This is a genomic window from Halomonas sp., assembly GCF_052095695.1.
Lineage (GTDB): Bacteria > Pseudomonadota > Gammaproteobacteria > Pseudomonadales > Halomonadaceae > Vreelandella.
Map to the genome: position 1 here is coordinate 1 of NZ_JBQDLQ010000013.1, position 20,366 is coordinate 20,366.

At 53.0% G+C, this 20,366-nt stretch carries 19 protein-coding genes and 2 tRNA genes; 12 read left to right on the top strand and 9 right to left on the bottom strand.

Features of this window, described 5'->3' with window-relative positions:
- Position 1: 1 nt before the first annotated feature.
- The 7 genes from ACTH5D_RS04165 to ACTH5D_RS04195 all read left to right on the top strand — a co-directional run bounded on the left by ACTH5D_RS04165 (position 2) and on the right by ACTH5D_RS04195 (position 4,231).
- A tRNA-Gly gene (locus ACTH5D_RS04165) sits at positions 2-76 on the top strand.
- Positions 77-242: 166 nt separating this feature from the next.
- Entirely contained in the window at positions 243-1,241 is a 999-nt protein-coding gene (locus tag ACTH5D_RS04170) for an ABC transporter ATP-binding protein (protein ID WP_441668635.1), read from the top strand.
- Entirely contained in the window at positions 1,238-2,011 is a 774-nt protein-coding gene (locus ACTH5D_RS04175) for an ABC transporter permease (RefSeq protein ID WP_441668637.1), read from the top strand. Before ACTH5D_RS04170 ends, ACTH5D_RS04175 begins: the two co-directional genes overlap by 4 nt.
- Before the next feature lie 34 nt (positions 2,012-2,045).
- Entirely contained in the window at positions 2,046-2,879 is an 834-nt protein-coding gene (queF, locus tag ACTH5D_RS04180) for an NADPH-dependent 7-cyano-7-deazaguanine reductase QueF (protein ID WP_441668639.1), read from the top strand.
- A gap of 73 nt (positions 2,880-2,952) precedes the next feature.
- Positions 2,953-3,513: a nitroreductase family protein gene (locus tag ACTH5D_RS04185; RefSeq protein WP_441668641.1), complete on the top strand. Its 561-nt coding sequence runs from the start codon at positions 2,953-2,955 to the stop codon at positions 3,511-3,513.
- 12 nt (positions 3,514-3,525) lie between these two features.
- Positions 3,526-4,035: a YiiD C-terminal domain-containing protein gene (locus ACTH5D_RS04190; RefSeq protein ID WP_441668643.1), complete on the top strand. Its 510-nt coding sequence runs from the start codon at positions 3,526-3,528 to the stop codon at positions 4,033-4,035.
- Between the two features lie 108 nt (positions 4,036-4,143).
- Positions 4,144-4,231, top strand: a tRNA-Ser gene (locus tag ACTH5D_RS04195).
- A 310-nt stretch (positions 4,232-4,541) separates the two neighbouring features.
- Here ACTH5D_RS04195 and ACTH5D_RS04200 read toward each other — a convergent pair.
- From ACTH5D_RS04200 to ACTH5D_RS04225, 6 genes are all read right to left on the bottom strand, one after another.
- Complete coding sequence (locus ACTH5D_RS04200; RefSeq protein ID WP_441668645.1) at positions 4,542-4,697, bottom strand: metallothionein; 156 nt, start codon at positions 4,695-4,697, stop codon at positions 4,542-4,544.
- Positions 4,698-4,781: 84 nt separating this feature from the next.
- Positions 4,782-5,555: a CLCA_X family protein gene (locus tag ACTH5D_RS04205; RefSeq protein ID WP_441668647.1), complete on the bottom strand. Its 774-nt coding sequence runs from the start codon at positions 5,553-5,555 to the stop codon at positions 4,782-4,784.
- 72 nt (positions 5,556-5,627) lie between these two features.
- Positions 5,628-7,298, bottom strand: a complete 1,671-nt coding sequence (locus tag ACTH5D_RS04210; protein WP_441668649.1) for an alpha/beta hydrolase — start codon at positions 7,296-7,298, stop codon at positions 5,628-5,630.
- Positions 7,299-7,373: 75 nt separating this feature from the next.
- A complete protein-coding gene (locus ACTH5D_RS04215) occupies positions 7,374-8,129 on the bottom strand; it encodes a MipA/OmpV family protein (RefSeq protein ID WP_441668651.1) in 756 nt (251 codons plus the stop codon).
- 330 nt (positions 8,130-8,459) lie between these two features.
- Positions 8,460-9,917: an SLC13 family permease gene (locus ACTH5D_RS04220; protein ID WP_441668653.1), complete on the bottom strand. Its 1,458-nt coding sequence runs from the start codon at positions 9,915-9,917 to the stop codon at positions 8,460-8,462.
- A 240-nt stretch (positions 9,918-10,157) separates the two neighbouring features.
- Complete coding sequence (locus tag ACTH5D_RS04225) at positions 10,158-11,432, bottom strand: M20/M25/M40 family metallo-hydrolase (RefSeq protein WP_441668655.1); 1,275 nt, start codon at positions 11,430-11,432, stop codon at positions 10,158-10,160.
- A 268-nt stretch (positions 11,433-11,700) separates the two neighbouring features.
- Between ACTH5D_RS04225 and ACTH5D_RS04230 the strand changes: the two genes are divergently transcribed.
- Complete coding sequence (locus ACTH5D_RS04230; protein ID WP_441668657.1) at positions 11,701-11,853, top strand: hypothetical protein; 153 nt, start codon at positions 11,701-11,703, stop codon at positions 11,851-11,853.
- A 114-nt stretch (positions 11,854-11,967) separates the two neighbouring features.
- A complete protein-coding gene (locus tag ACTH5D_RS04235) occupies positions 11,968-13,431 on the top strand; it encodes a sodium-dependent transporter (RefSeq protein WP_441668659.1) in 1,464 nt (487 codons plus the stop codon).
- 88 nt (positions 13,432-13,519) lie between these two features.
- On the opposite strand, the gene ACTH5D_RS04240 is transcribed toward ACTH5D_RS04235, so the two are convergent.
- Together ACTH5D_RS04240 and ACTH5D_RS04245 are read right to left on the bottom strand one after the other, a co-directional pair.
- Complete coding sequence (locus ACTH5D_RS04240; protein WP_441668661.1) at positions 13,520-14,821, bottom strand: Y-family DNA polymerase; 1,302 nt, start codon at positions 14,819-14,821, stop codon at positions 13,520-13,522.
- Positions 14,822-14,835: 14 nt separating this feature from the next.
- Positions 14,836-15,279 (bottom strand): LexA family protein, encoded by a 444-nt coding sequence (locus ACTH5D_RS04245; RefSeq protein ID WP_441668662.1) that lies wholly within the window; start codon positions 15,277-15,279, stop codon positions 14,836-14,838.
- Positions 15,280-15,549: 270 nt separating this feature from the next.
- Here ACTH5D_RS04245 and glyA point away from each other — a divergent pair, with 270 nt between their 5' ends.
- Complete coding sequence (gene glyA / locus ACTH5D_RS04250) at positions 15,550-16,815, top strand: serine hydroxymethyltransferase (protein WP_441668664.1); 1,266 nt, start codon at positions 15,550-15,552, stop codon at positions 16,813-16,815.
- Between the two features lie 62 nt (positions 16,816-16,877).
- Here glyA and ACTH5D_RS04255 read toward each other — a convergent pair whose 3' ends face one another.
- On the bottom strand, positions 16,878-17,690 hold the full coding sequence (locus ACTH5D_RS04255; protein WP_441668666.1) for a glycosyltransferase family 32 protein: 813 nt from the start codon (positions 17,688-17,690) through the stop codon (positions 16,878-16,880).
- Between the two features lie 502 nt (positions 17,691-18,192).
- Between ACTH5D_RS04255 and ACTH5D_RS04260 the strand changes: the two genes are divergently transcribed.
- Together ACTH5D_RS04260 and ACTH5D_RS04265 are read left to right on the top strand one after the other, a co-directional pair.
- A complete protein-coding gene (locus tag ACTH5D_RS04260; protein ID WP_441668668.1) occupies positions 18,193-19,107 on the top strand; it encodes an HAD-IIB family hydrolase in 915 nt (304 codons plus the stop codon).
- A 21-nt stretch (positions 19,108-19,128) separates the two neighbouring features.
- Positions 19,129-20,349, top strand: coding sequence for a glycosyl transferase (locus tag ACTH5D_RS04265; protein WP_441668670.1), 1,221 nt, complete (start codon positions 19,129-19,131; stop codon positions 20,347-20,349).
- The last annotated feature ends 17 nt before the right edge of the window (positions 20,350-20,366 follow it).

Genomic DNA, 20,366 nt, shown 5'->3' on the forward strand with positions numbered 1-20,366 from the left:
TGCGGGAATAGCTCAGTGGTAGAGCATCGCCTTGCCAAGGCGAGGGTCGGGAGTTCGAATCTCCTTTCCCGCTCCAAGCGCATTTAGTGTTATTTTTCCCCTATTTCTATGATGCATCAGCTATTTGCTGAGCGTCATTTTTTGTGTGTCTGGCGCTTGGTGAGTGGCATCTTGCCTTGAAAAATTAGTTTGCGCCCTAATCATTTACTTTCTCTTCTTACATTTGCTGACAGGACATTTTCATGGCCGAACCGGCATTGTCGATCCGTGGCCTTACCAAGGTGTACGCCAACGGCTTTCAAGCGCTTAAAGGTATTGATCTCGACGTTCAGCAGGGCGATTTTTTTGCGCTTTTGGGCCCCAATGGGGCCGGCAAATCCACCACTCTGGGCGTGGTTTGCTCGCTGGTGCAAAAAACGGCGGGTAGCGTTTCTATATTTGGCATCGATATTGATAAAGATTTTGCCAAAGCCAAGTATCAGCTAGGCGTTGTGCCCCAAGAGTTCAACTTTAATCAGTTTGAGAAGGTGCTCGATATCGTACTGGCTCAGGCAGGCTATTACGGTATGAGCACTCGCGAGGCATTGCCACGTGCCCAGCAGCTTCTTACCGACCTGGGCCTTTGGGAGAAGCGCGACGGCAACGCACGCATGCTCTCGGGTGGGATGAAGCGACGGCTAATGATTGCCCGGGCGCTAATGCATCGCCCCCGGCTGCTGATTTTGGATGAGCCCACTGCCGGTGTCGATATCGAGCTGCGGCGCAGTATGTGGGAATACATGCGGCGCATTAACCAAGATGAAGGCACGACGATCATCCTAACGACGCACTACCTGGAAGAGGCTGAGAGCCTGTGTCGCAATGTCGCTATTATCAATGATGGCGACATTGTGCGTAATACCAGCGTGCGTCAGTTGCTGGCTGAGCTGGATACAGAGACCTTCCTGATTGATTTAGCTGAACCGGTCGCAGAGACACCGCATGTTGATGGTTTTGAACTTCATCAGCTAGAGCCCACCCAGCTTTCACTGTTGGTGCATCGCGGCCAGCGCTTGAATGATGTGTTTAATGCGCTAAGTGAGCAGGGTGTGCAGGTGGTGTCTATGCGTAACCGGGCCAATCGCTTAGAGGAGATGTTCGTGTCGATGGTAAAAGGCAGCAGCCAGGGGGCGATAGATCAGCGTGCTGACGCTTCTAGCGGTGAGAGTTCTGATGCCGAAAACAGGGAGCCTCGCTCATGAATGCAAGCCAAACATTGATTGCGCTATGGACCTTGGTGCTGAAAGAAATTAAGCGCTTTACGCGCATTTGGCCGCAAACGCTGCTGCCGCCCTCTATCACGATGGCGATGTATTTCATTATTTTTGGCAATTTAATCGGCTCGCGAATTGGCGACATGGACGGCTTCAGCTACATGGACTTTATTGTTCCAGGGCTGATCATGATGTCCGTGATTACCAACAGCTATTCCAACGTGGCATCGAGTTTTTTTTCGAACAAGTTTCAGCGTTCGATTGAAGAAATGATGGTGTCGCCGATGCCTAACTGGGTGATTTTGTCCGGCTTTATTTTAGGCGGTATGGCCCGTGGCCTGGGTGTGGGTATCATTGTGACCGTGGTTTCGCTGTTCTTTACCCGTTTAACCATGGAGCATCCGCTGCTCACGATATTAGTGGTGGTGCTTACGTCTGCGCTGTTTTCCATTGGCGGTTTTATCAACGCCTTGCTGGCCAGCAAGTTTGACGACATTTCCATTGTACCGACCTTCATACTGACGCCGCTGACTTACTTGGGCGGTGTCTTTTATTCTATTTCGATGCTGCCAGACTTCTGGCAGGGCGTTTCCATGCTCAATCCTATCTTGTACATGGTTAACGTGTTTCGTTATGGATTTTTAGGCGTCTCGGATATTCCCGTTGGCTGGGCGCTCGCTGCGATCTTTGCCTTTATTGTCGTGCTATTCAGCGTTGCGTTGGTAATGTTGGAGCGCGGTAAAGGCATTCGTAGTTAATTGCATAACGGCATTAAGCAGAGAGTGACAGATAATGGCACATCGACCAGATACCTTGACACACGCGCCGCTAGGGCGCGATTCCACTTACCCCGAAAAGTATGACGCGGCGCTGCTTTACCCTATTGTTCGTGCGGCCAACCGAGTGCCGCTAGGAATTGAAGAGGGGGCTTTACCCTTTGTGGGTGAAGACGAATGGCATGCGTTTGAAGTGTCCTGGCTGAATTCACGCGGCAAGCCCGTGGTAGCCGTGGCACGTTTTCGCCTGCCCGTCAGCTCGCCCAATTTGATTGAGTCTAAGTCGTGGAAGCTCTACCTAAATAGCTTTAATCAAACCCGCTTCTATAGTCGTGAAGACGTGATGCAAACGCTTGCCAATGACCTCGCTATCTCAGCGGGTGCCGAGGTAAGCGTTGAGTTATTTGATGTGGATGCCCCCGAGCTTACAGTGCAGTGCTTGCCGGGCGAATGTTTGGACGACTTAGATATCGCAGTAAGCGATTACACGCCTAGCAGCGCTCATTTAACGGTAAGCGATGAGATCGTCGAAGAGACGCTGTATTCCCACTTGCTTAAATCTAACTGCCCCGTTACCGGTCAGCCGGACTGGGGCAGCGTTTTGATTCGCTATAAAGGGCCCAAGATCGACCGAGAAGGGCTGTTACGCTATCTGATCGGATTTCGCCAGTATCAGGATTTTCACGAGCACTGCGTTGAACATATCTTCACTGACCTAATGACTTATGCACAGCCCAGCCAGCTACTAGTGCTTGCCCGCTACGTGCGTCGTGGCGGGTTGGATATTAGCCCTTGGCGCGCAACGCCTGGATTGACGCCTCCAACACCGCTGCGGCTGGCAAGGCAGTAAACGGCGGTGTTATAAATGAAGATGCTAAAGAATTCTCACGCGATTGAATTTGAACTTGGATGGGGAGTCATTAATGGACGCACTCACGCTTCTTCACGAACGCAGCTCAATGGGCAAGCTGGCTGAGCCGGCGCCCAGTGCCGAGCAGCTCAGTGCTATTTATCAGGCAGCACTGCGCGCACCCGATCATAAAGAGCTGCGCCCTTGGCGCTTCATTGAATTCAGTGGGGAAGGGCGTGAGCGCCTAGGCGAGCTATTTGCTGAAGCAGAGTTCCAGGACGATCCGCATGCTGATGACGATACGCTGAATTCAGCGCGTAAAAAGCCGCTGCGCGCGCCGATGGTGATCGCCGTTATCGCAAAGGTTACGCCAGAGCTCGATAAAGTGCCCAAAATGGAACAGGTAATTTCCGCAGGCTGCGCCGCCCACGGTATCTTGCTGGCCGCCCACGCGCAGGGCTTAGGCGCTATGTGGCGCAGTGGGAAGTACGCGTTCGATTCGGTGGTACGTAAAGGCCTGGGCCTGAGCGAGGATGACGAGGTTGTCGCATTCATCTATTTAGGTGCGCTAGGCGGTCGCCATAAGCCCGTGGCGGAGCATAGCGTTGGTGACTTTGTTGAGCGCTGGGATTAGACAGGCGACCCTATGAAACTATCTCGTAAACCGGGCGTGCCGCATCCGCGCTTACCGCTGCCCAGTGGTCAGCAGGAAGATCTTGCTGCCTTTCAGCTATGGCTAGGCGAGGCGATTCCTATGCTGGGTGCGCTTGGCATTAGCGAAGTGGCGCGCGAAGGTGATGCGCTCACCTGGCAGTTAGCGCTAGAGCCTAACCTTAACGATAAAGGCACGGGCTTTGGCGGTGCGCTGACGGCGCAAACCACGCTGCAAGGTTGGTGCTGGGTCACGCTATGGCTGCGCGAGCAAGGCCTGGCACGCGATGTGGTGGTCGCAGAGGCTAGCCAGTGCTTTCTTGCCCCGGTCGCGGATAACTACCGCTTAATATGCACACCGCTTGAGCCTGCGGGCCCCGCTCAGCTTGCCAATATGCTCGCCGAGCGTGGTAAAGGGCGTATTGCACTGACTCATCAGCTCTACTGTGGAGAAACACTCTGCTTGGAAGCCAGCGGCAGCTATGCCGTGTTGCCGCAACGCTAGCCGATAGGCGCGAAAAGCCTGAAAAGGCTTGCTATTTCGCAGCTTAGACCATAGTATGTGCGCCGTTCTGTTGCGAAAGGTTCATCCTTTGAACAGAGCACAAAATGTGGAGAGGTGTCCGAGTGGTCGAAGGAGCACGCCTGGAAAGTGTGTAAGTCGTAAGGCTTCGAGGGTTCGAATCCCTCCCTCTCCGCCACAGAATTTAAAAAGCCCGCTGATTTTTCAGCGGGCTTTTTTGTGGCCCGTTATTAGAACGGTAAGCGACCACTGAAACCAACGCCTAGTACGGCAACGAGAACAACAACGATAACGACGATAGTGGTAGTAGACATATTCTCTTCCTTTGAGTGGTGAGCATTGCTACAGCTTAGTCACCATTGCACTATTTCGCACGCTGGCGAAAGGGGCTGAGCAGCTTTTCCATATTAGCAGTCATGAGTGCAAAAACGCCCGGCAGCGGGGCTGTCGGGCGTTGCTACAGTAGCAGAAAGCATTAAGGAGAAGGGTTATTTCCCGCACTGGCAGTCGTGACCACAGTCTTGCGAGCCATCTGCGTGGCCGGTGGCGCAGGACTCGCAGCAGTATAATTTTCCCTCTTTCTCAACGGGGTTGCTATCGACAGAGCAAGTACATTTCGGGCATGCGCACGCTTGTTCAGACATAATGATTCTCCTCGGTGGACGATATAAGCGTAGACCATTCCGTCGATATATCACCACGCATTATGCTAACTCTCAGGGCGTACTTTAAGTGCTAAGTGCGTTGCCCAGCCTGCCAAAATATTCGCCGAATGCGGTATTAATGCGAACCCGCTGTTCTCCCTGAGGATAAAGCCCTTTGCCTGCTTCCGGCGAGGCTTTTGTGCCTTTGACTAAGAAGTGATTGGTGATGGCTGCGTCCTGTATAAAAGCCTCAAAAGCACGGGCACAGAGTTCCTCGGGCTTACTGTAATAGAGCTGGCCAAGTTGTTTGTCCATGCGCACCGAGCGTTTAAACAGTGCGCTTGGCTGGTCGCCTTCTGGTTGCAAAAGTACGGCCTTGAAGCAACGCATTAGCAGCTGGTTAAGCGAGTGAGGGACTGGCGTGGCTTCGGCTAACCAGGCAGTAGAGGCAAGCATGTGGGCGGGCGCGCCGCGAAAACATTTCTGGGCAATGTAGTGGTCGAAAGCATGAAACCACTCATGAGCAATGCTGCCGGGGCCTGCATTTTTAGCGAGTGCAAAGCTGCGTTGGCTGGGGTCGTAATGCGCAGCAACCCCGGGCTGGCCGCCACAGCCATACTGTAAGGCTATGGAGCCGCGCAGCGAAATCAGTGTTTCTGGGCCCTGTAGAATCAACATAAGATCGCACAAGGCATCGTGAAACAGCTCGGAGGCACGGTCGCGCTCAGCGCTTGTGACCCAGCGGCCAATCTCAATGGATCGGAAATCGAACTGGCGCCGGATTAAGGCAAAGTTACTTGCTTTACCCTGACGATGATTAGGCCCGTTGCGATAAAAGTCTTGTGCCTCAATGCTCACGGTTTCTCACTACTGGCAGCGGTATATGTGCCCAGTCTGGCAGGGCTTCTGATAGGTTAGAGCGATTGACGATTAGAGATCCATCTCGCGTGCTTGTATAAAGTACTCGCGCAGTTGGGTCAGTTGGCTCTCGTTCCAACCTGCCGGCTCCGAAAGGGCTGCCCACGCACTAATGTAGTCCTCGGCGGCTATTTCGTGACCAAAGCCTGGCGGTGAGCTACCCGTAGCAAGATCGGCTAGCAGTTGCAGCATAGTGACGACAGGGTACCAGCGTAGGTCGGGTGAAACATCGGGGCCACGTGGCTCGCGCATCCAATCAGGTTCGCGCCAAAAGGCGGCAGGTTCAAAAAAGGTAATTGGATCGCTGGCATACTGTAAGTAGGCAATACGAAAGTCACCCCAGTGGGTATCAGAGCTTTGCAGCCCTTGATGTTGATTCATAAAGCGCACCACGGAGCCGCCTCGAAACGTTGGTAGCCAGGCGGGCGTGCCCGTATCGCGATCACTGGTAACGGTGCGCCAGGTTTCACTACGAAAAGGGGGGCCACTCCACAGTGCGCCATGAAACGGGTCTTCAATAATGTCGTAAAGATCAAACGAGAGATCTGAATTCAGCGCGCCTAGGCTCAGCCCAAATAGATATAAGCGCGGCCGTTCATCGCGGGGCAAGGTTGTCCAATAATCATAAACCGTGGTGAACAGCGCTCGCGCACTTTCGACACCGTATTCGCCCTCAGCAATTAGTGAGAGGTGGCTGGGTAAGTAGGAGTATTGGGCAGCAACGGTGGCAATATCGCCTCGGTGCAGATACTCCACGGTATCCTGCGCTGCCGGATCAACCCAGCCGCGCCCTGTGGGCGTGGCAATAACCAGCACTGAGCGCTCGAAACCATCCACGCGAATGAGCTCTGCGAGGGCGAGCTCTGCGCGTTCCTGCGCTGTTTCAGCGGCATTTAAGCCAACGTAGACGCGTATGGGGTCGGGCGTTTCTTCATCGAGATAGCGGCCTATTTGCTCGCCGCTAGGGCCTTGCGTCACAAAGCGTCGCCCTCGACTGCCTAGTGCTTCCCAACTGATGAGGGATTCTGCACTGCCGGGTCTCATTGGATTGTCAGGGGGCGAAAGGTCATCCTGAATTAGCTCGTCCACCTGCTGATAAGAGCGGTCGGCTATTTGTAAGGCAAGCGAATAAATGACCCCTTCCAGCACCGACCAAAAGAGCGCCACAGCAGCTATTGTGCCGAGCACATAGGAAACACGGCGGGGTACAATGTGGGCCATTTTGCGTGATAGCAGCCGAAAGGTGCGCTTGAATAGATAGGCTATCAGCAGCATGAAAATAAAGACGGCTAACGCGATCAATGCAATAGAAAACGGTCGAGTGCCGCTTGCAGGCGCCATGCCCATCAATGTGCGGATACTATCTTGCCACTCCGACGCTTGCCATAAAAATACTCCCGCGACGAGCGTGCAGATCGCCGCTGCGACCCACTTGATTTTTCGCTCTATGCGCAGGTTAGGTTCTGGAATATGCAGGTACGCCCATGCCCAATGGCTGGCGACGCCGAGGGCGTAGCCAGCGGTAAAGCTCAGGCCTGAAACGATGCCCTGTGGCATCAGAGGGCGAGGAAGCAAACTCGGCGTCAGCGAGAAGGCAAACAGTAGTGTGCCCAGCACCAGCCCAACGCCGGATAAGCGGCTAAATAAGAGAGCAAGCCGTAGTCTTCCTGTACTAATAACCATCTGTTACCTTTCAGCGGGATGTATTCAAACAGGCTGACTCAACGATATTTTGTCATCGTGAGTCGCGTGGGCCTGTTAAAAATTATAATTGAGGGATACGCCAGTCACCGTTTGCCAATCGCTGCCTAGCTCATCCACGATAGGGCTGTCCGATGCGTTGCCCGTTAGGTAGCTTGTCCCCACAAAGCCTGTTGCTGACCATTCTGGCGTTAGCGCGTAAGTCAGGCTGCTGCTTACGCCTAGCCGCCAGTATCCGCCGTCAGGATTGTATGGGGCAATCCCGCTACGCAGGCTGTCGCGTGCTGAAACGCCGAACATTGATTCTGTCCACTTTTCGTTCGAGTAATGAGCGCTTGGCGATAAAGAGAAAAATAAACGCTCACTAAGCGGTGTACGCCAGGCCGCTGCTACTTCAAACTCTGCGCCATCCACATCGCCGGTTACCGGCGTGCTAGCCGCCACGCTGTAGAGCCACTCTCTTTGCTCGTAGCCAACGCGTAGCCCTAGCGTTGCACCGCCATCCACTTCTTCGAAGGCGCCTATGTCACCTTTGTTGTCACGCCCAAAGGTGTAGCCAACAAAGGGCGATACGGTCCAGCCACCATCACGAATAGCGTGCCATTCAATGCCAGAGCGCGGATTGATGGTGAAGGTCTCGCCATAGGTGAGATTGATCGATGGCCATAATTTTGTGTCGTAGTCGTTGCTGCCTAAGTAATCAGGCGCGTAGAGCACGCCAGCGCCAATACTTCCTTCCCAACTATCTGCCCAGGTAAGCGGGGAAATAGCCAAACCAATCACGGCGGCAGACCACCAAGTATATTGAGTCACGTGTGTCATCCTTATGGGTAGCGAAACGTGCATGATTGTATGTTTTTATTTGGAAATTTGGCAAGTTGCTTGTTTCAATTTTAAATCGTTCAAACGCCATTTATTTGCGACTGCATATCACAGGTTAGATAAATCCATGGATATAAGGCGCATTGTGGTCTTCAAGCACAGGGAAGTGGCAACAGGGAAGGTAAGCTAGGAAGGCTTAAAGTACTCAGGGAAGCACAAGCAGGACGTTTGTGAAGGAACATCATGGAAGGTTTAATAAAGCCCCAGCCAATGAATGGCCGGGGCTTCTTTTTTGCCTGAAATCTTAAATTACTTTATTTGCTAAGACGGCATAGGAAGCAGTAATGGCATAATAAAATAAACAAATAGCGTGATGATAATGGCGCTAACGATATTCATCGCAAAGCCTGCTTTTGCCATCTCCTTAATTGGGATTCGCCCGGTGGAGAAAACGGCAGCGTTAGGCGGCGTGGAAATAGGCATCATGAAAGCGCAGGTAGTTGCCAGAGCAACAGCCACCATTAGGCCCAGCGGATTCCCTGTCGTAATCGCGGCAGCCATTCCCGCCGTAATAGGCAGTGCCATATTGGCCGTTGCGGTGTTAGAGATAATCTCGGTTAGGAACAGTATCAGCAGCACCATAAAGAGAATTAGCACAAAGTAATTAACGCCGTCTAAGAGCTGCAGCTGCTGGCTGATCCAGCCCGTTAAGTCGCTCGCACTGAAGGCGGCGGCGAGCGTCATGCCGCCGCCCCAAAGTATAAACAACCCCCACGGCAGGCGTGCCATATCATCCCACACTAACAGGCTACGTTTTTCGCTGTGAGCTGGGATAATAAATAGTGCCACCGCCGCAATAACCGCAATTAATGTATCGTTTAGCGGTAGATCAAAGAAGGGCGCTAACCAACCCCTTAACGCCCATGCGAGTGCGGTAGTGACAAACACCATCAGTACGCGCTTTTCTTCAGGCCCCATGGGGCCAAGTGCTTTCAACTCTTCGGCGACGAAGTTAACTTCTAAGCGAGTGTTGGGAACCTTGGCATAAATATGGGTGAGATAGACGTACAAAATGACGAGCATGATCAGAGTTAGAGGCAGTGCAAACATCATCCAGTCTAAAAAGCTAATTTCAACCCCGTCAAAAAATTGCGGAATCATAGCCACCACTATGGCATTGGGCACCGAGCCAATAATCGTAGCCAAGCCACCAATGGAGGCTGAGTAAGCGACAGTGAGTAGCAGCACGCGTGCAAACGCATCGCGCTGCTTGCCATCGAACTGGTCACGCTCATCCAGCTCTCCGAGCAGAGCAATGGCTATGGGTAGCATCATCAGCGCCGTGGCGGCATTTGAAATCCACATGGAAAGAAAGGCTGAGGCGATCATCACGCCAAGCACAATGCTGCGCAGGCTATTGCCGATACGGCTAACAATATTCAGTGCAATGCGGCGATGTAAGTTCCAACGCTCAATGGCAATGGCCAGTATAAAACCGCCCATATACATATAAATAACCGGGTTTGCGTAGCCGACCACGGTGTCATCTAGTGTCATTATGCCGCTTAGCGGCATAATAATCATGGGTAAAAACGAGGTGACTGGAATGGGTACGGGTTCGGTTACCCACCACACGGCCATCCAGGCGGTTAGGCCAAGGACCAGGCGCGGCGCAGGGTCGATCAGTGTGGCGGGCATGAGAATCTGTACCAGTATGCACAGCAGCGGCCCGGCCAGCAGGGGCGTCCAATGGCGCCATCCTTGCGATGAAACTCCCATTTATTAACTCCATTGATAAGCAATAACGTGTAAGTACTGGCTAATTAACGGGAGGGATCCTACCACTTTAGTTTATTGAACGTTGGTTGTAGGGGTGCAACTTTAGTAGTGGTTAAGGGCGCGAGGGTAAGGTTTCGTATTAATAAGGAGGGAGGCGAGCTGCATCAAACACGGCCCGCTAGAAGCTATCTAGCGGGTCATTTTCAAGGGACGTAAAAAAGTACTTAGCGTGGGCGCTGCTTACGCAGGCTTAATCTCTTCGCTTTCATCACCTTCACTGGCAGGCTTATCACTACCCTGATGAGTTAGCGGGCTTGCTTGATCCAAACGCGGGTGGTTATCCAGGAATTCACGCTGTAAATCCGGCAAGGCATCAAGGGCTTGCAGTGTGTGCGTCAGCGCATGAATAGCGGCCAGTACGTCTTGCGTATGGCCGGTTTCCGAGATGGTATGCATGTTGCGTATCGGGAAGCCAATGGAGGTAGCGGCGCTGTCGATAGAGGCCAATACTCCCGCCATGCCATCGGTTCCAGTATCCACACCGACAATGTCACGCTGCAGCGGAATATCATGCTCTTTCGCGGCGCTGGCAATAATACGGTTCAGCTGTTCGCTGGCAATTGAGCCAACGGCCATGGTAAAGCCTTTACCCATTTCTAGCGGCTGCATGCGTTTGTCGCCGATACCCGGCGCGCCCACATAGTCGTGGTTAACGTCTACGCCAATCAGTGCGTCAGGCTTCATTTCACCGGCCATGACGCGGCTGCCAAAGCGGCCAATTTCTTCATAGCTGGCAATCGCAAACAGTACGCGTACATTTTTCGTGCCACCGGCTTCGGCGATCAGACGTGCTACTTCTGCAGCCACAAAACAACCCAGGCCGTTATCTAAGTAGGCGCCATAAAAGGTGTCGGGGCTAAAACCGGGGCGAATAGGGCGGTCAAAAATAATTGAATCGCCCGGGCGCACGCCCAAATTCAAGACCTGCTGCTTCTTATTCTTGCCATGGATCTGCAGGTCCAGATAGATCTGTTCTTTCTTAATGCCCTTACTGCCATCGCGCTGCGCAGGGTCGGAGAAATGAATGGCACCCAGCGCTTCTACCGTACCGCCCTCAATGCTGCGATAGCTGCCGGGTTTTTCCGGGTCTTCGCTAAAGAGCTTCACTTCATGACCGATCAGCACAGAAGGTAAGAAGGAGTCGGTGTTAATCCAGATCTTGCCGTCTTCGCCAATCGAGCGCACCTGCATACGGATTTTATCCGCATGGCCGATGATCATCACTTTGAACATGTCATCGCGATCAGGGTGAGTATCTAGCACAACGCCCGCATTGCCCTTGAACTGATGCAGATGCCAGCCTCTAGGTGCAAAACTTTCAAAATGAGGCTTGAGTACGCCGTACGTCATTGCAGCTTCCAGGCCCACTGGGCTTGGCGCGGCAAGAATATCGCGCATTAATTTAAACTGTGCCTGGGGCATCGGTTGCGTCCAGGGCTTTGCCGTATCGCTCATCGTTTTCGCTCGCTCATGAAGGAGGGTGTTTATCGCCCCTAGTCTGCCAGATTCCGGCCCAGCGTGTAGAAAAAGCCGAGGTGAAAGACAGAGGAGGCGCCGCCAGTTCGTGCTCAGCCCGCTAGACTCATGATGCGCTGCTTAAAACGCCTTAATATGTCTATAAGTACATATCTATCAATGCATGTCTGGTGTGAATATATGTATTCATAACGACATTCATACTCATTAACACAACAATAAGCGACGTTGTTTCAGGAGCCATTCGATGACCGTAGCAACGCTAAGTTCCCGGCGCTGTAAAGTGCTGCTGGCCGGTGGTTTTGTGATAGTTGGCGCGGTGCTGCTGGCCTGGTTGCGCCAAATGGATCAAATCGCCCAGCGTTTGGATGCCGCGGCCAAAGCCTCCGTGTATGCCTGATGAATGCAATCGATCGCTTGAAGCGGGTTGAAAGGCCGGTGTTTGCAGTAGATCTGCGCTAAGTCCGGCAGGCTGCTAGAATAGGCGCCTTTTTATGACAGGGTAAATGCGCTAATGACCTCTTCTGGGCAACCTCGCACTCAGTGGCTAGGCCGCTGGGGGTTTATGTTGGCAGCAACCGGCTCGGCGGTTGGGCTAGGCAATATCTGGAAATTCCCTTATATCACCGGGGAGTTTGGTGGCGGTGCGTTCGTCTTGGTTTATCTAGCGTGTATTTTTGCCGTCGGTGTGCCGGTAATGATGGCGGAGATTGCCTTTGGGCGCCGTGGGCGTGGCAGCCCCGTGGACGCTATTCGTCGCGTCGTCAATGAGTCTGGCCGCTCCTCCGCCTGGTCACTGATTGGCTGGATGGCGATGCTCTGCGGTTTTATGGTGCTATCGTTTTATGTGGTCGTGGCCGGTTGGTCGTTTGCCTATTTGTGGAAGATGCTGACCGGTGGCCTTGCAGCTAGCAGCGTTGATGATATGGCGGCGGTGTTCGGCGCTAATAATGCGAACCCGCTCAACCTTGGTTTCTGGAGCACCTTTGTAACGCTGCTTACGATGCTCATTGTGGGCAAAGGCGTGCAGCGGGGCATTGAAAAAAGCGTCAGTTGGATGATGCCAGGGCTGGTTATAATGCTGGTCGTGTTGATTGGCTTTGGTATGTTCTCCGGTGGCTTTGGCGCGGCGGTGGGCTTTCTATTCTCATTCAATGCCGGCAACCTCTCTAGTGAGGGCATGTTGGCAGCGCTCGGTCACGCCTTTTTCACACTCTCACTTGCCTCTGGCGCGATTCTGACCTACGGCAGCTATCTGCCTAAAGACGCTTCAATTGGCCGCACCACGGTGAGCGTTGCCGTCGCCGATACGGTCGTTGCCTTGATGGCGGGTCTGGCGATTTTCCCCGTCATTTTTGCCAATGGCATGAATCCTGGCGAAGGCCCAGGGTTGATCTTTATGAGCTTGCCGCTGGCCTTCCAGGCGATGCCTCTGGGCACGCTATTTGGCATCTTATTCTTCTTAATGCTCTCTATGGCGGCGTTGACCTCCGCTATTTCCATGGTTGAAGCCACGGTCTCTTGGCTATGCGATAACAAAGGGTTGTCGCGCCCGGCCGCTGCTTGGCTAGCGGGTATCGTACTGTGGCTGATCAGCACCCTGGCAATGCTGTCGTTTAATCTGGGCGCTGACTGGACGCTGGCGGGAAAAACCTTTTTCGACTGGCTGGACTACCTGACGTCACGCTGGATGATGCCACTGGGTGGATTGGGCATGGTGGTGCTGGCAGGCTATGTATTAAAAAGCGAGACCTTCCGCGATGAGCTGGGGCTGGCGCCGCTGCCGTATGCGCTGTGGCTGACCATGGTGCGCTATGTGAGCCCGCTCGGTATTGTGGTGATTTTCATCGACGCCTTGGGCGTTTATCAGGTTTCGTTTGCCGCGCACTGGCCGTGGCTCCTGGTGATCTTGGTCGCTATGGCTATACTCGGTGAAACCCTCAGCCCGCGGCTACGTCACGCCCTCAAGTCTGTTTAAGCCGTTACGGCATCTGACCCGATAACAACCGCTGCTGCTAGGCCTTCGCATCACCCTCATTCAGGCAAAGGATGCCCCAGGGTAGCGGTTACGTCCGTGAAGTACATGCATCGATAGCGCCAGGATGAGTGCCTGCCTGCATTAACTCATCCCAGCGCGTAGTGAAACGAGGGGAGCGATGGGCGCAGCGCAGTTGCCAGGCGGCTGGCGCATTGGTCATGCCAAAACTAATCGTTCCTTGCCCCATTTGCTGATTGATCTGGTCCACCGCTGCCATCAGTAATGGGTGATGATTATGGGGTGTTGGCCCTAGTAATGACCGCTGGTGTCGCTCGGCATCGACCAAGTCGAGGAGCATTACACCAGCCTTCATAAAGTGGTGGTGAGGGCGGTACATTTGCTCCAGCCCTTGACGAACCGTATCAAGGATAACGCGGGTATCGTCGCTGGGTGAGGGCAGCGCGATTAGCGCTTGCGGGAAGCATTGTGGCTGATCGCGGCGGTGGCGGTTGGTATTCAGAAACACCATCACGGCGCGGGCTAAACTACGCTGCTCGCGCAGTTTTTCAGCGCTACGCTGGGCGTGTCGGCGTAGGGCGTTATGCACCTGCGTAAAGTCGCCTGTCGGTTGGCCAAACGAACGTGATGTCATAATGCGCTGGCGCGGTAGATCCAATGCGTTCATTGTTAAACATGGCGTGCCGCGTAGCTCAAGCGCCGTGCGCGCGAGCACTACTGAGAAACGCTTACGCAGCTGTTTTTCATCGCTTTCTCTTAATTCCCAGGCGGTTCTCACGCCGCCAATGGCTAAGCGCTTGGCCAGCCGATGCCCGACGCCCCACACGCTGCTTACCGGCGTACGTTTGAGCAGGGCCTCAGTCGTGTGATCCTGCCCACCGAGTAAACAAACGCCCTGGTAGTAAGGGGCTTGTTTAGCAACGTGGTTAGCCAGCTTGGCGAGTGTGTGCGTGGGGGCCAGTCCAACGCACACCGGCAGGCCTAAATGACGCCGAATGCGCTGACGCAGCTTCCGCCCTAGAGCCTCACACTGCTCTGTGGTGAAACCTTCCAAATAGACGAACATTTCATCGATTGAGTAGGGAGCAACGTCCGGGCAGGCATTGCGCAGTAGCTGGGCCAGCCGTGCCGACATATCACCGTAAAGCTCGTAGTTAGACGACAGTAGGTGGATGTCGCCACGCTGACGCAGCTCTTCAAGTTTAAACGCCGGCGTCCCCATGGGAATGTCCAGCGCTTTAAGCTCGGCCGAGCGGGCGATAATGCACCCATCGTTATTCGACATAACACCGGCAGGCCTGCTTTCAAGCTTAGGTTGAAAGATACGCTCGCAGCTGACATAGAAATTATTGGCATCGACTAAGCCAATCATCTTAAGCCCTCATTTCATCGCAAATATTCATGCACGACGGCGCGCACCACGCCCCATAGCTGACAGTCGGTGCCTGCAAGCGGCAGGGGCGGGTAATGCGGATGGGCAGAGCAAAGGTGCGGTGTGCCTTGATGGAGCGCATAGCGTTTAATCAATACTTCGCCGTCAAACATCGCCACCAAAATATGTCCTAAGCGAGGTTTTACGCCGCGGTCGACAATCAGTAAATCGCTGTCAAAAATACCCCAGCCCTCCATGCTGTCGCCCGCGGCGGTGATATAAAACGTCTCGGTAGGATTTTTTATCAATCGTGTATTGAGATCTAGCGTGCGTGGTTCGTAATCCTGCGCAGGCGAAGGAAAACCGCTAAACCCCGCTCGGCCTGTCAGCGTTAGATAAGGCTGCGGCTGCGATATTAACGGCAAGGTGGGGGTGAATAGAGTGTGCTGGCCCGGCATTGTCGACACCCTGGCTGATATGAGGCATGTATGAGTATACAGTATTTGGTTTTGGCGACAAAAATGCAAGTCAGCAGGGATGGAGGTGGCTAGCAACCTAAAGATTCGCGCGCTAAAGCGGTGTCTCACAAATACTGCCACCAAGCCCTAAAGATGAATGCTATTCATTAATAACCTGATGCGGATGCGATGAAAGTCTTATCAGGCTGCGTTATGATAGCGCCCTCGCTTCTTCCATGATGACTCTTTCTCGTTACGAGGTGCCTGCCGATGTTCAGTCGCGATATGACAATTGCCGGATTTGATGATGTGCTTTTTGATGCCATGCAGAAAGAAGTAGCACGCCAAGAAGCTCACATCGAACTGATTGCTTCTGAAAACTACGCCAGCCCCCGCGTACTGGAAGCGCAAGGCAGTCAGCTAACCAATAAATACGCCGAAGGCTATCCCGGTAAGCGCTACTACGGTGGCTGTGAATTCGTCGATATTGCTGAAAATCTGGCCATTGATTACGCCAAAGAGCTGTTTGGCGCAACCTATGCCAACGTTCAGCCGCACTCTGGCTCCCAGGCCAATAGCGCCGTTTTTTTAGCGCTCGTTAAACCTGGTGATACCATTCTAGGGATGAGCCTGGATGCAGGCGGCCACCTGACCCACGGCGCCAAGCCAAGCTTTTCGGGCAGGCACTTCAATGCCATTCAGTACGGTTTGGATGAGCAAGGCTTGATCGACTATGACCAAATGGCCGCGCTTGCTCGCGAGCACAAGCCGAAAATGATTATCGCCGGTTTTTCCGCGTATTCTCAGATTATTGATTGGGCCAAGTTCCGCGAGGTCGCCGATGAAGTGGGCGCTTACCTATTGGTGGATATGGCCCACGTGGCAGGCCTGGTCGCGGCGGGTGTTTATCCAAGCCCGTTGCCCCATGCCCACGTAGTGACGTCTACCACGCATAAAACGCTACGCGGACCGCGCAGCGGTGTGATTCTCTCGGCGGAAAACGACGCTGATATTGAGAAGAAGCTGCAGTCAGCGGTATTCCCGGGTGGCCAGGGCGGTCCTTTGATGCACGTGATTGCGGCAAAAGCGATCTGTTTCAAAGAAGCCATGGAGCCTGCGTTCAAAACGTATCAACAGCAGGTGGTCAAAAATGCTCAGGCAATGGCCAGCGTATTCATTGACCGCGGTTACGACATCGTTTCTGGCGGTACCGAAGACCACTTATTCCTGCTGTCGCTGATCAAGCAAGGCGTTACCGGTAAAGACGCGGACGCCGCTTTAGGCCGCGCCCACATTACGGTTAATAAAAATGCCGTTCCTAACGACCCACAAAGCCCGTTTGTAACCTCAGGTTTGCGTATTGGTACGCCGGCGGTGACCACCCGCGGTTTCGGTGAGCAAGAGTGCAGCACGTTGGCCGGCTGGATCTGCGACATTCTGGATGTGTTAGCCAGCGGCGAAGACACCAGCGCTATTGAAGCGCAGGTGTTGGATAAAGTAGCTGAGGTTTGCGCGCGACTGCCTGTTTATAAGTAAACGTCACGTTACTACGTATGTGAAAAGAGGCCCTGTTAATTCAGGGCCTCTTACTTAGATATTTACGGTTCTTCTTGGCGAACAATGCTCACTTTTTGTTGCTCTTTGGTCCACTTGCCCGCTGCTTTATCGATGTACTGAAAGTGCTCGTTAGTAAAGCTGCCTTGATTGCAGGCATGACGGTAAGAAACCGTGGGTACCTCTTGTATGTTTAGCAGTTGATTGAACACGCCTGGCCCGGTTAGCTCAAATACGTTAGTGAGCTGATTGTCTTTAATATTGTTATTAACCTGATTGATTAATTTGTCGAGATTCGGGTTTTGAGGCTTGCTGGCAATAAAGTAATTACTGAAATCCCCGCGCCGCGTGACGACATATAACTCATCGGTATTCCTGGCTAACGTGTCGCTTAACGGCCAAATAGCATGGGCATCGATATCTAAATAAACGCCGCCATATTCTTGTAGCACCAGCAGCCGCCAGAAATCAGCCTGTGCGGCACCTATCTGTAATTTCAAATAGTTTTGAGTGATTTCACTGTCATAGTGATCCGCAATAAATAGGTGCCTAGCTTCTGTCACCATAAAGCGATATTCAAAACGTGGGGCCATCAGGCGATTAAATAAATAGTTGAGATAAACAGGCAGCGTCACTTTGTCAGTAAAGTTGGTCTGCCAAATAATCTGCGGGATTGCCACCTTCTTGGCGGTGGGCTGCAGCAACGGCGGCGCATAGGCTGGCAGCGTAAAGCGCTTGTTAGGAAAGGCAGCGTGAAAAGGATAGCAAAGCACTTTGGTGATATTGGCGGCCAGTTTGATGACGCGGCTAGCAATCACAATAATAAACTGCTTAACAGTCTGTCGTTGACGACCCATAGGGGAAACCTTTACATATTTGACGATTGGGATAGATGGCTTTACCAGCCCCCTTTGCCCTCTAACAAGCTGCGAGCGTGCTATTTAGATCAAAGGCCTGAAATAACCAATTACGCTGACTGTTGGATAGCGCCTGATGGGAAAGGGTTCACTCGGCAGTCATTTGTTCGGTGAGTATGCTAGCGCGCATTTTGCTTGAATGCATCACTTTAGAAAGGTTTAGCTTAGATGCAGCGGACAGGTTATTAGCACCACTGTGCATCAGCCACACAGCCGTTGGAAGACAGCAGCACGCGCCAATTTGTCTAGGCGCTTTTTTGGTGCGCTCACGGTGCTGCTTTTTGGTGCTGCCATTGGCTTGAGCGCAATGTCGCTATACACGTGATATGTAACTCACTGCAACATTAGCATTTATCGTTTTTGGCGCGTTATTTGCTTTATAAGCTTGGTAATCCAGACACGACGTCTTGACTATGCGTTAAGACTGAAACGAGGTAGTGCCATGCCTGAATCCAATCATCTCTCAGCGCCAGCCTTTTATATAGATCCTGCTTTGCAGCCTCGCTTAGTCGTCACCGACTTAGATGGCTCGCTATTAGACCACCACAGCTATGACTTCAGTCCCGCTGCGCCGTGGCTTGCCCGATTAAAACAGATGGGAGTGCCGGTAATCCCCGTCACAAGTAAAACCCGTGCCGAGCTAATCCCTTTACGCGAAGCGCTGGGTCTCACTGCAACGCCCTTTATTGCTGAAAATGGCGCGGTCATTGGCCTGCCGCCTGGCTGGTGTCATGCACGTTTAGATCGCCCGGGCAGTGGGCGCGATGGTGTGGTGATCAAACATCCGGGGGTCGATATTGGCTTTATTCGTGCCCGTCTCAAGGTGTGGCGCGAACGGCTAGGATGCCGCTTTACGCGTATGGGTGAGATGAGCGTTTTAGAGGTGATAGAGCTTACCGGGCTTGACGAAGCGCGTGTCCGCGATGCACGTCAGCGAGAAGGCAGCGAGCCACTGTTATGGCAAGACAGCGCGGCTGCCTTGGATACCTTCCGCGCGGCCTTGGAAGGTGATGGATTGACGTTGACCCAGGGCGGGCGTTTTTGGCATGTCATGGGACGCACTGCCGACAAAGGTAGCGCGGTGGAGTGGTTGATTAAGCGGTTTAGCGCCTTAAGAGGGCGTACGCCGCTTTCACTTGGCCTGGGGGACGGGCCCAACGATATCACGATGCTGGAAGCCGTCGATCAAGCTGTGGTTATTCGCGGTTGTCATAATTTGATTGTTGAGCCCAACAGCCTGTCGTTATATCGCACGCAATCAGCAGGGCCGACTGGCTGGGCCGAGGGGGTGGCCCATTTTTGGGGGCGAGACGAATGCCGTTTAGTCGCGGCGACCACATGTGATGCCGTTATTTAACCCTCTAAGGAAGGCAAACATATGAGCGACTTTCATCAAAACGGCATTATTACTGATTTTCACAACCTTACTCGACGCCCAGTAGGGGCGTTAGAGCAGGAGCTATGCCAATTTTCACGCCGACGTCCAATGGGACTGATCCTGCCTTCGTTATTTTCGGAATTAGAAGGAACCGCATTATCGGCAATTGTTGATGAGTTAGTGAAAGTGCCTTATCTCAATGAGATTGTTATCGGCTTGGATCGGGCTGATCGTGAGCAGTTTTTATACGCGAAGGAGTTTTTCTCTCGCCTGCCTCAACATACGCGTATTTTGTGGAATGATGGTCCACGATTACGTGCCTTGGATGCGGAGCTAGAAGAGCACGGGTTGGGTGCGTTAGAGCCAGGCAAAGGGCGCAATGTGTGGTACTGCGCAGGCTACGTATTGGCATCTGGGCGGTCATCGGTGGTCGGGCTACACGATTGCGATATTTTGACTTACGAGCGGGGTTTGCTGGCGCGTTTGATGTATCCGGTCGCTCATCCGAATTTTAACTATCGTTTTTGTAAAGGCTACTATCCGCGTATTGCAGAGGGAAAATTGAATGGCCGCGTCTCACGGCTATTAGTGACGCCGCTGTTGCGAGCGTTAAAAACCGTCTGTGGACCGCTGCCTTACCTGGACTATTTGGATAGTTTTCGCTACCCGCTCTCGGGTGAGTTCGCCATGCGTAGTGACGTGTTGGAGGGCATTCGTATACCTGCAGACTGGGGGCTGGAAATTGGCGTTTTGTCTGAATTACAGCGCAACTATTCCCTGCGTCAACTATGCCAGGTGGATATTGCTGATGCCTATGATCACAAGCATCAGCCGGTCAGCGAAGATGATCCTGATGGCGGTTTAAATCGCATGAGCCTGGATATTTCAAAAGCGCTTTATCGCAAATTGGCGACCCAGGGCATTACCTTTAGCAGCGAAGACTTTCGTACCCTCAAAGCAACCTATTACCGATTCGCATTAGATTTAATTGAGGCCTACGATCACGATGCGACGATGAATGGATTAAGCCTAGATCGGCATACGGAAGAGCAGGCCGTTGAGCTGTTCGCCAGCAATCTACTCGAAGCGGGCAATCTGTTTATGGATAACCCGCGTGAGCGGCCCTTTATTCCTAGCTGGAACCGTGTTCAGGCGGCTGTGCCTGACCTGCTGGCCCGCATGCACGAAGCGGTAGAGTTGGATAATCAGGGAAAAGTATAGTCTCAGGCCAAGTGCCA

What these genes read in the sequence shown, in the direction of transcription:
- ACTH5D_RS04245 (WP_441668662.1), bottom strand. Translation starts at nt 15,279, where the DNA reads ATGCCGGGCCAGCACACTCTATTCACCCCCACCTTGCCGTTAATATCG.
- ACTH5D_RS04255 (WP_441668666.1), bottom strand. Translation starts at nt 17,690, where the DNA reads ATGGGTCGTCAACGACAGACTGTTAAGCAGTTTATTATTGTGATTGCT.
- ACTH5D_RS04235 (WP_441668659.1), top strand. Translation starts at nt 11,968, where the DNA reads ATGACCTCTTCTGGGCAACCTCGCACTCAGTGGCTAGGCCGCTGGGGG.
- ACTH5D_RS04225 (WP_441668655.1), bottom strand. Translation starts at nt 11,432, where the DNA reads ATGAGCGATACGGCAAAGCCCTGGACGCAACCGATGCCCCAGGCACAG.
- ACTH5D_RS04220 (WP_441668653.1), bottom strand. Translation starts at nt 9,917, where the DNA reads ATGGGAGTTTCATCGCAAGGATGGCGCCATTGGACGCCCCTGCTGGCC.
- queF (WP_441668639.1), top strand. Translation starts at nt 2,046, where the DNA reads ATGGCACATCGACCAGATACCTTGACACACGCGCCGCTAGGGCGCGAT.
- ACTH5D_RS04185 (WP_441668641.1), top strand. Translation starts at nt 2,953, where the DNA reads ATGGACGCACTCACGCTTCTTCACGAACGCAGCTCAATGGGCAAGCTG.
- glyA (WP_441668664.1), top strand. Translation starts at nt 15,550, where the DNA reads ATGTTCAGTCGCGATATGACAATTGCCGGATTTGATGATGTGCTTTTT.
- ACTH5D_RS04240 (WP_441668661.1), bottom strand. Translation starts at nt 14,821, where the DNA reads ATGATTGGCTTAGTCGATGCCAATAATTTCTATGTCAGCTGCGAGCGT.
- ACTH5D_RS04210 (WP_441668649.1), bottom strand. Translation starts at nt 7,298, where the DNA reads ATGGTTATTAGTACAGGAAGACTACGGCTTGCTCTCTTATTTAGCCGC.
- ACTH5D_RS04230 (WP_441668657.1), top strand. Translation starts at nt 11,701, where the DNA reads ATGACCGTAGCAACGCTAAGTTCCCGGCGCTGTAAAGTGCTGCTGGCC.
- ACTH5D_RS04260 (WP_441668668.1), top strand. Translation starts at nt 18,193, where the DNA reads ATGCCTGAATCCAATCATCTCTCAGCGCCAGCCTTTTATATAGATCCT.
- ACTH5D_RS04265 (WP_441668670.1), top strand. Translation starts at nt 19,129, where the DNA reads ATGAGCGACTTTCATCAAAACGGCATTATTACTGATTTTCACAACCTT.
- ACTH5D_RS04170 (WP_441668635.1), top strand. Translation starts at nt 243, where the DNA reads ATGGCCGAACCGGCATTGTCGATCCGTGGCCTTACCAAGGTGTACGCC.
- ACTH5D_RS04190 (WP_441668643.1), top strand. Translation starts at nt 3,526, where the DNA reads ATGAAACTATCTCGTAAACCGGGCGTGCCGCATCCGCGCTTACCGCTG.
- ACTH5D_RS04175 (WP_441668637.1), top strand. Translation starts at nt 1,238, where the DNA reads ATGAATGCAAGCCAAACATTGATTGCGCTATGGACCTTGGTGCTGAAA.
- ACTH5D_RS04200 (WP_441668645.1), bottom strand. Translation starts at nt 4,697, where the DNA reads ATGTCTGAACAAGCGTGCGCATGCCCGAAATGTACTTGCTCTGTCGAT.